This is a genomic window from Paracoccus haematequi, assembly GCF_900631945.1.
Lineage (GTDB): Bacteria > Pseudomonadota > Alphaproteobacteria > Rhodobacterales > Rhodobacteraceae > Paracoccus > Paracoccus haematequi_A.
The window spans coordinates 1-7,313 of the sequence record NZ_UZWE01000070.1; the positions used below are offsets into that span (position 1 = coordinate 1).

A 7,313-nucleotide genomic window follows, 5' to 3' on the forward strand; every position below is an offset into this window, starting at 1 on the left:
CTCGAAAAGAGACCCCCCACCCCCTGCAGGCACCCCCTGCTGTCTGGCTGCAGGGTCACAGGCTTTTGGCCCGTGGCGATGCGTCGTTATGCCCCACGCATCTGCCGAAAGGTGGGCGCTAGGGTGGACTGGATTTTCTCGTAAGTTTCTAATGCACTGTTTTCACATCGAAATGTCGATGTGTTTGGTGCGGGCGGCGGGACTTGAACCCGCACGGGCTTGCGCCCCAGGGAGTTTAAGTCCCATGCGTCTACCATTCCGCCACGCCCGCGCCATCGTTTCGCTAGCGGGCGGGGGGCGGATTGGCAAGCGGTTCAGTCGGTGCGGCGCTAGAAGCTGCGGGTTGGACGGTCGAAGACCTTGCGGCCCATCAGGCTGCCGACCAGATCGACCATCAGCTTGGCCGTGCGGCCGCGTTCGTCCAGGAACGAGTTCAGCTCGACCAGGTCCAGCGAGGTCACCAGGCCAGATTCGTGCAGCAGTTCCATGACCAGATGCGCTTCCCGGAAGGTGGCGCCGCCAGGGACGGTGGTGCCGACGGCGGGGGCGATGGAGGGATCCAGAAAGTCCACATCCAGCGAGACATGCAGCATTCCGTTCGCCGCCCGGACCCGGTTCAGGAACGCGCGCAGAGGCGCGACGATACCCTGTTCGTCCAGCACCCGCATGTCGTTCACGGTGATGTCGATGGCCAGCAGCGCGGCATGTTCCGCCGGATCGACGCTGCGGATGCCAAACATGCAGATGTTCTGGCCCGGCACCGGATGGGGAAAGCGGGGGAAGGGATCGAATCCCGGCAGGCCGAGCGCATAGGCGATGGGTGTGCCGTGCAGGTTGCCCGAGGTGGTGGTCTCGACAGTATGGATGTCGCTGTGGGCGTCCAGCCAGATCACGAACAGCGGGCGGTCCTGCCGCTGCGCATGGATCGCGGCCCCTGCCACGGTGCCAAGCGCCAAGGCGTGATCGCCGCCCATGATGATCGGAAAACCGTCCTGCAAGGCCTGGGCTGTGGCGTCGCGCAGCGCCTCGGTCCAGGCGATCATCTGCGGCAGGTGGTGGACGGCGGGATTGGCGCAGGTCGCGTCAGGGGCAGGGCCGGGCTGCACGTCGCCGCGATCCTCGACCTGGTGGCTCAGGGCTGTCAGCGTCTGCGCCAGCCCGGCGACGCGATAGGCGGCAGGCCCCATCAGGCAGCCGGGCCGGCGCTGGCCTTCGTCGATGGGCGCGCCCAGAAGGATGCAATGCGTCATGTCGGGCCTTTCCGTGTTGGCCCCTTCATAAAAAACACCCGGTGCGGGAATGTCCACGCACCGGGTGTCATATCTTGCCGATAAGGCGCCGCCTAGAACTGGGCAGTCAGCCCCAGCCAGAGGCGACGGCCCTCAAGCACGGTGTTGAACTCGCTGGTGCGGATTTCCTCGTTCAGGACGTTGTAGACTGCGGCGTTCAGCGTCGCGGTCTCGGTGACCTGATAATTCGCGCCGATGTCGACAGTGGTATAGCCCGAATACTTGCGGCCTTCGACGCCGTTGATCGTGACAGGCGCGCCGTTGCTTCCGATCCGCAGGCCCGAGGCGATCTCGGATCCGTGGTAATTGGCCGAAAGCCAGGTGTCGAGGCCGGTCACGGGCGTCGTCCAGTCGAAGCGCAGGCTGGCCATGTGCTCGGGCGTGCGGGCCAGGGGGAAGCCGTCGAATTCGCCCGATTTCTGTTTGGACTTGGTATAGGTATAGCTGGCGCGGGCGTTCAGCGTCGGCGTGATCGACCAGTCGCCCGTCAGTTCAAGCCCGGTGATCTCGGCCTTGTCCACGTTGAAGTTCTGGAAGATCCGGTAATATTGCAGGCTGCCGTCCGCCGCGGTGTATTGCGGGCCATCGGTCCACAGGACAGGGGTACCATCCGGGTTTTCCAGGATCTTCTGTTGCAGCTTGTCCTTGAACCGGGTGTGGAAGGCGGTCGCGCCGACCGTGAATGTGCTGCCCTCATAGACCGCGCCGATCTCGATATTGGTCGTCTTTTCGGGATCGAGCTCGTCATTGCCCAGGATCACGCCACAAGAAGGCGGAGTATTGCGCGCGCAGTTGCCGCCGCCGGTCGTATAGGCATAGCCGGGGGTGATCGTGCGGATATCGGGTGCGCGATACCCGGTCGAGATGCCGCCCTTGATCGTCAGCGCGTCGGTTGCGTCCCAGACCCCATAGATGCGCGGCGTGACATGGCCGCCGTAAAGCTCATGGTCGCTGTAGCGCACGCCCAGCGTCAGCGCGAAGTCGTCGCGCAGACGCCATTCGTCCTCGGCGAACAGCGCCCATTCGTCCAGGGTGAATTTCTCGTCATAGCGTGCGTCGGGAGGCAGGCCCGCCTGCGCGCCGGGGTTCTGGTCCTTGATGGTGGTCCGGATAAACTGGCCGCCATAGGTCAGCTTGTGCTGGCCATTCCATTCGAAGCCCTGATTGGCCTTGGCATCCAGGACCGAGTTGCGCACCTGCGGGGACCGGAGGTTCTGGACAAAGGCGCTGTCCAGCGCGGTCCGGTTGTAGCTTGTCCGTTCGCCGATTTCCTGCGCGAAGCTGACTTCGGTGTCGATGTCGCCGAAGCTGCCCTTGTGGGTCAGCGACCAGTGATCGCGGTCGTTGTCGCGATAGGACAGGTCGTCTGCGGCAAGGCTGGAGATCTGGGTGCGGCCCGCCTCCAGCAGCACCTGGTTGCTGTCGTCCACATGCCAGGTCAGGCGCGCGCCGGCATCGTAATCGTCCGAAGCGTCAGGGCCGTCCTCGATGGACGAGGCGTCCTGGTCGAACTTGCGGGCCCAGACCTGCAGGCCCAGCGTATCGGCGATCAGCGGGCCCGACGCATAAACCGAGACCTGGCGGCTGTTTTCGAACCCGTCCTCGCCCTGAAGTGTCGTCTCGGCGCTGACCGAGCCTGACCAGACGTCCGCGACCGGCTTGGTGATGATGTTGATCACCCCGCCCATCGCATCCGAGCCATAAAGCGAGGACATCGGGCCGCGAACCACCTCGATGCGGTCGATGGCGGCGACCGGCGGGATAAAGCTCTGCTCGAAGCCCGAACTGCCGTTGGTCCGTGCATCGCGGGTGTTCTGGCGTTTTCCGTCGACCAGGATCAGCGTGTACTGACCCGGCAAGCCCCGGATATAGATGTCCTGTTCATTGGCGACGCCGGTGGTCACGACGCCCTGCACCTCGCGCAGCGCATCCGTCAGGCTGGTGAAGCTGCCCTTTTGCAGTTCTTCCGCAGTGATGACCGAGATGCTGGCGGGGGCGTCTCGGACGGTCTGCTCGAAACCGCCCGCAGTGATGACGATCTCGTCCAGGACAGTCGCGCCGGTTTCCTGCGCCTGCACGAAAGCAGGGCTGCACAAGGCCGAGGCGGACAGCAGCAGGGTGGGAAGGCGGGTCGCCTTGGGGCGAAAGAAAGCGGATTTGGTCATGCGGAACCCAGGACTGAAGGTGATCAAGTTGCCTGGGTCTGCCGAACCGCATCCTGGGTGTTAACTCGGATTAATTGCCGCTGCCTCTCTTCTCAAGTCGGAAGGAACGGGCAACGCCGGCCCTGTGGCCTGGGGGGCACAGTGGGCTGCTCATGTACGCACGCCCTTGAAACGGTCCTCCCATTCGGCGCGCTGGTCGTCGCTGATCTTGGCGAACAGCACGTCCGGGACGGCGAAGGCATGGCCGGGGGGCAGGGCGGTCAGCGCCGCCGCCACGTCGTCGGGCCAGGCGCGGTCGTCGGTCTGCATCGCGGCCAGCATCGCGTCGGCGGCAAAGGGGATGAAGGGCGCCGACAGCACCGCGTAAAGCCGGATCAGGTTCAGGCCCAGACGCACCTGCATCGCGGCCTTTTCGGGGTCGGTCTTGTGCGTGGACCAGGGCGCCGCCGATTGCAGGTATTCGTTGCCCAGCACCCAGATGGCGCGCAGCTCGGCGGCGGACTTGCGGATTTCGGTCGCGGCCATCAGGGCCTCATAGGCGCGGATCCGCGCGGTCAGAGCCTCGATCAGCGCGGTTTCCTCGGGGCCGTAATCGCCGCCCTGGGGCACGGTCTCGCCGAATTTGGATCGGCAGAACTTGGTGATCCGGCTGACAAAATTGCCCAGCACATCGGCCAGATCCTTGTTCACCGACTGCTGGAAATTGTCCCAGGTGAATTCGCTGTCCCCCGATTCCGGGGCGTGGGACAGCAGCCACCACCGCCAGTAATCGGCGGGCAGGATTTCCAGCGCATGGTCCATGAACACGCCGCGCCCCTGCGATGTGCTGAATTGCCCGCCGTCATAGGTCAGATAGTTGAAGGACTTGATGTAGTCGACCATCCGCCACGGCTCGCCCGAGCCGATCAGCGTGGCCGGGAAGGACAGGGTGTGGAAGGGCACGTTGTCCTTGCCCATGAACTGGGTATAGGTCACGTCCTCGGCCCCTTCGTCGCGGCGCCACCAGCGGCGCCAGGCGCTGTCCGGCTGGCCATGGGCATCGGCCCATTCGGCGGTCGCGGCGATGTATTCGATGGGGGCGTCGAACCAGACATAGAAGACCTTGCCCTCCATCCCCGGCCAGGGCTGGTCGCCGCGCTTCACGGGCACGCCCCAATGCAGGTCGCGGGTGATGCCGCGGTCCTGCAACCCCTCGCCGTCGTCCAGCCATTTGCGCGCAATGGATGTGGTCAGGATCGGCCAGTCGGTCTTGCTGTCGATCCAGTCGCTGATCTGGCCCTTCAACGCCGACTGGCGCAGATACAGGTGCTTGGTTTCCCGCACCTCCAGGTTGGTGCTGCCGGAAATCGCGCTGCGCGGGTTGATCAGGTCGGTGGGGTCAAGCTGCTTGGTGCAGTTCTCGCACTGGTCGCCCCGCGCCTTGTCGTAACCGCAATTGGGGCAGGTGCCCTCGATATAGCGGTCGGGCAGGAAGCGCCCGTCGTCGACGGAATAGACCTGCTTTTCGCTGACCTCGGCGATATAGCCGTTATCGGCCAGCTTGCCCGCGAAATGCTGGGTCAGCACCCTGTTGCGGTCGCTGGAAGAGCGGCCGTAATGGTCGAAGGACAGGCCGAACCCCGCTGCCAGCGCCGATTGCTCCGCGTGCATCCGCGCGCAGTAATCCGCGACCGCCTCGCCCGTCTTCGCCGCGGCAAGCTCGGCCGGGGTGCCGTGTTCGTCGGTGGCGCAGATGAACATGACCTCGTGCTCCCGCGCGCGCAGGTATCGCGCATAAAGGTCGGCGGGAAGCTGGGATCCGACGAGGTTCCCCAGATGCTTGATGCCGTTGATATAGGGCAGGGCAGAGGTGATGAGATGGCGGGCCATGGGTCGCGTCCTTTATACCGACGCCGATGTAGATCCGTTGGCCGCCGATTGAAAGCAGGTCCGTCGGGCACGGCCCGCTCTAGCGGGTCGCGACGCATTCCTGGCGCGACCCGTCCCACATCGCGTCGGACAACGTGGCCGTGCCGCCCTTCGTCCACCATTCATATTGGCCCGATACATAACGCGCACCCGAGCCAGAGATCACGTTGACGAAGATGCGCTGTTGGCCGTCGATCGGCAGGATGGCCAGCATGTTAGGTCCGGCATTCAGGTATTGCACATCGAACGCCGTGCCTTTGCCGCATTGGAAGCCGACAATCTGCAAGGTGGCCCCATCCAGCGGCAGGGCGACGCTGGTTTGGGTCGCCTGGGTGGCAGGGGCGGCAAGAAGGAGTGCCGAAAGGATACTGGCGGCGGTGCGGATCATGGGAGCCTCGACTTGGATGGGTGTCCAAGTGTAAGGGTCTGGCCGAACCCAGGCAATATCCGACCCGGATCCGGGCTTGGCAGCCTTGTCCCCCAAGAGCGCGCTGATTTTGGAACGGTTTATTCCTCATAGCTACGACTGACATGAAATAGCCTAAGGATCTCACGCTATGAAACACTTTTCAATCTGAAATTGAATAACGCTGATTTCTAACCCTTTGAATTGTAAAAAAATCGAGGCCTCTCAAAACCGTTTATTCTCGTGACGAATATGTTATTGTGATTCCAAGTCTCGGATGACTCCAGAGGCGATGTTCATTTGGAGGTATTGAATGTTTGCGACAACATATGCTAAGCAGGTCGCCTTGGCCGCCGCTCTTGTCTGGGCCGGTGCCTCGGCATCCCAAGCCACAACCTATACCGTTTTCGACGATGTCGCGGGGGGACGCGCGGATTTCGACGCGACCGCGACCGCGGCCGGGGGAACGGTGAAAGTCGATACCTGGACGAGCCTGTCCAGCGGCACATTGATTGACCGGGGCGACTATACGATCACGCGCAACAACGGCGGGTTCCTGTCCAGCACCACCTATGGTGATCTGTCGGGCAAAGTGACGGATATCAGCCCTGCCCGCAATAACGGAGGCTCTGACGTCGGTGTTCGTACGAAGCCGTTGGACTACTTCAATTCCGGCGTGACGCTTACCTTCGACACGGCCATCAACGCGATCGGCTTCGAAGTGGGCGATTGGGCGACCTGCTGCTTCGACCCGGTTACGGAACTGTTCATTTCCTTCGACGGAGGCACCCCGCAGACCGTCGCCTCCGCTTCCACTGCAGCAGACGGACTGTTCCCATCGCAAAAAACGAGCAGCAGATCCGTCAACGAGATTTTCGTCGGCGCCTTCGACGACACCGGCTCCTTCAAGTCGATCTCGTTCTGGGGCAACGGCCTTGGCGAATACCTCGTGTTCGGGGGCGAGGTCCGCTATGCCCTTATCGACGAGGGCGGGCTGCCGCCGGTCGCTCCTGTGCCGCTGCCGGCATCGGCCCTGCTTCTGGCCGGAGGCGCCGGTGCTTTGGCACTGGTCCGGCGTCGTCGCAAGGCAGCCTGAAACCGCCCCTTATCTTCGCGACAGGCGCCATCGCTGGCGCCTGTTTCTTTTTTGCAGAGGGCTTTGTCGCCACTAGCGACGCCGGTCGCGGCGCGAGCTCATCGGCTGGAACGCCACGCTGACATGGGCCTCGCAATAGGGTTTGCCTGCCTGGCTGGGCAAGCCGCAGAACCAGAATTTGTCGGTCGCCGGATCGCCGATCGGCCATTTGCAGGTGCGCTCGGTCAGTTCCATCAGGGTCAGCTTGCGGGCGCGCTTTTCCACCTCGCGGACCGAGGCCAGGGTCTCCGGGCTGATCTCGTTGGCCGAGGGCTGCGGCGGCAGCGGCTGGCCCGCAGGCACGATGGGGCGGCGCGGGACGGGCGTGAAGACGGGCGGGGACACGGGTTCTTCCTCGGCAGGCTCCTCGCGCGCGGGGGCGGCGGCAGGTTCGGGCTGCGGCTCGGGGC

General features: G+C 63.8%; 6 protein-coding genes and 1 tRNA gene. 1 reads left to right on the plus strand and 6 read right to left on the minus strand.

All coding sequences use genetic code 11. The features are described 5' to 3' along the window. Nucleotides 1-185: 185 nt before the first annotated feature. From PARHAE_RS19565 to PARHAE_RS19585, 5 genes are all read right to left on the minus strand, one after another. Nucleotides 186-271: transfer RNA gene (locus PARHAE_RS19565), tRNA-Leu, on the minus strand. A gap of 58 nt (nt 272-329) precedes the next feature. Beyond that, nucleotides 330-1,250, minus strand: coding sequence for an arginase (rocF, locus tag PARHAE_RS19570; protein ID WP_126156192.1), 921 nt, complete (start codon nt 1,248-1,250; stop codon nt 330-332). 92 nt (nt 1,251-1,342) lie between these two features. After that, nucleotides 1,343-3,454, minus strand: a complete 2,112-nt coding sequence (locus PARHAE_RS19575; RefSeq protein WP_126156193.1) for a TonB-dependent receptor domain-containing protein — start codon at nt 3,452-3,454, stop codon at nt 1,343-1,345. Between the two features lie 150 nt (nt 3,455-3,604). Next, on the minus strand, nt 3,605-5,323 hold the full coding sequence (metG, locus tag PARHAE_RS19580; RefSeq protein ID WP_126156194.1) for a methionine--tRNA ligase: 1,719 nt from the start codon (nt 5,321-5,323) through the stop codon (nt 3,605-3,607). A gap of 79 nt (nt 5,324-5,402) precedes the next feature. Continuing rightward, nucleotides 5,403-5,750 carry an MliC family protein gene (locus tag PARHAE_RS19585; RefSeq protein WP_126156195.1) on the minus strand — a complete coding sequence of 116 codons (348 nt, stop codon included), beginning with the start codon at nt 5,748-5,750 and terminating at the stop codon, nt 5,403-5,405. 331 nt (nt 5,751-6,081) lie between these two features. On the opposite strand from PARHAE_RS19585, the gene PARHAE_RS19590 reads away from it, so the two are divergent. Then, entirely contained in the window at nt 6,082-6,864 is a 783-nt protein-coding gene (locus PARHAE_RS19590; RefSeq protein ID WP_126156196.1) for a VPLPA-CTERM sorting domain-containing protein, read from the plus strand. 72 nt (nt 6,865-6,936) lie between these two features. On the opposite strand, the gene PARHAE_RS19595 is transcribed toward PARHAE_RS19590, so the two are convergent. After that, the coding region (locus PARHAE_RS19595; RefSeq protein WP_241232903.1) for a GcrA family cell cycle regulator at nt 6,937-7,313 on the minus strand (377 nt) is incomplete at its 5' end.

Bases quoted from the DNA above. Each gene is read 5' to 3' on its own strand.
- rocF (WP_126156192.1), bottom strand. From the start codon at position 1,250: ATGACGCATTGCATCCTTCTGGGCGCGCCCATCGACGAAGGCCAGCGC.
- PARHAE_RS19575 (WP_126156193.1), bottom strand. From the start codon at position 3,454: ATGACCAAATCCGCTTTCTTTCGCCCCAAGGCGACCCGCCTTCCCACC.
- metG (WP_126156194.1), bottom strand. From the start codon at position 5,323: ATGGCCCGCCATCTCATCACCTCTGCCCTGCCCTATATCAACGGCATC.
- PARHAE_RS19585 (WP_126156195.1), bottom strand. From the start codon at position 5,750: ATGATCCGCACCGCCGCCAGTATCCTTTCGGCACTCCTTCTTGCCGCC.
- PARHAE_RS19590 (WP_126156196.1), top strand. From the start codon at position 6,082: ATGTTTGCGACAACATATGCTAAGCAGGTCGCCTTGGCCGCCGCTCTT.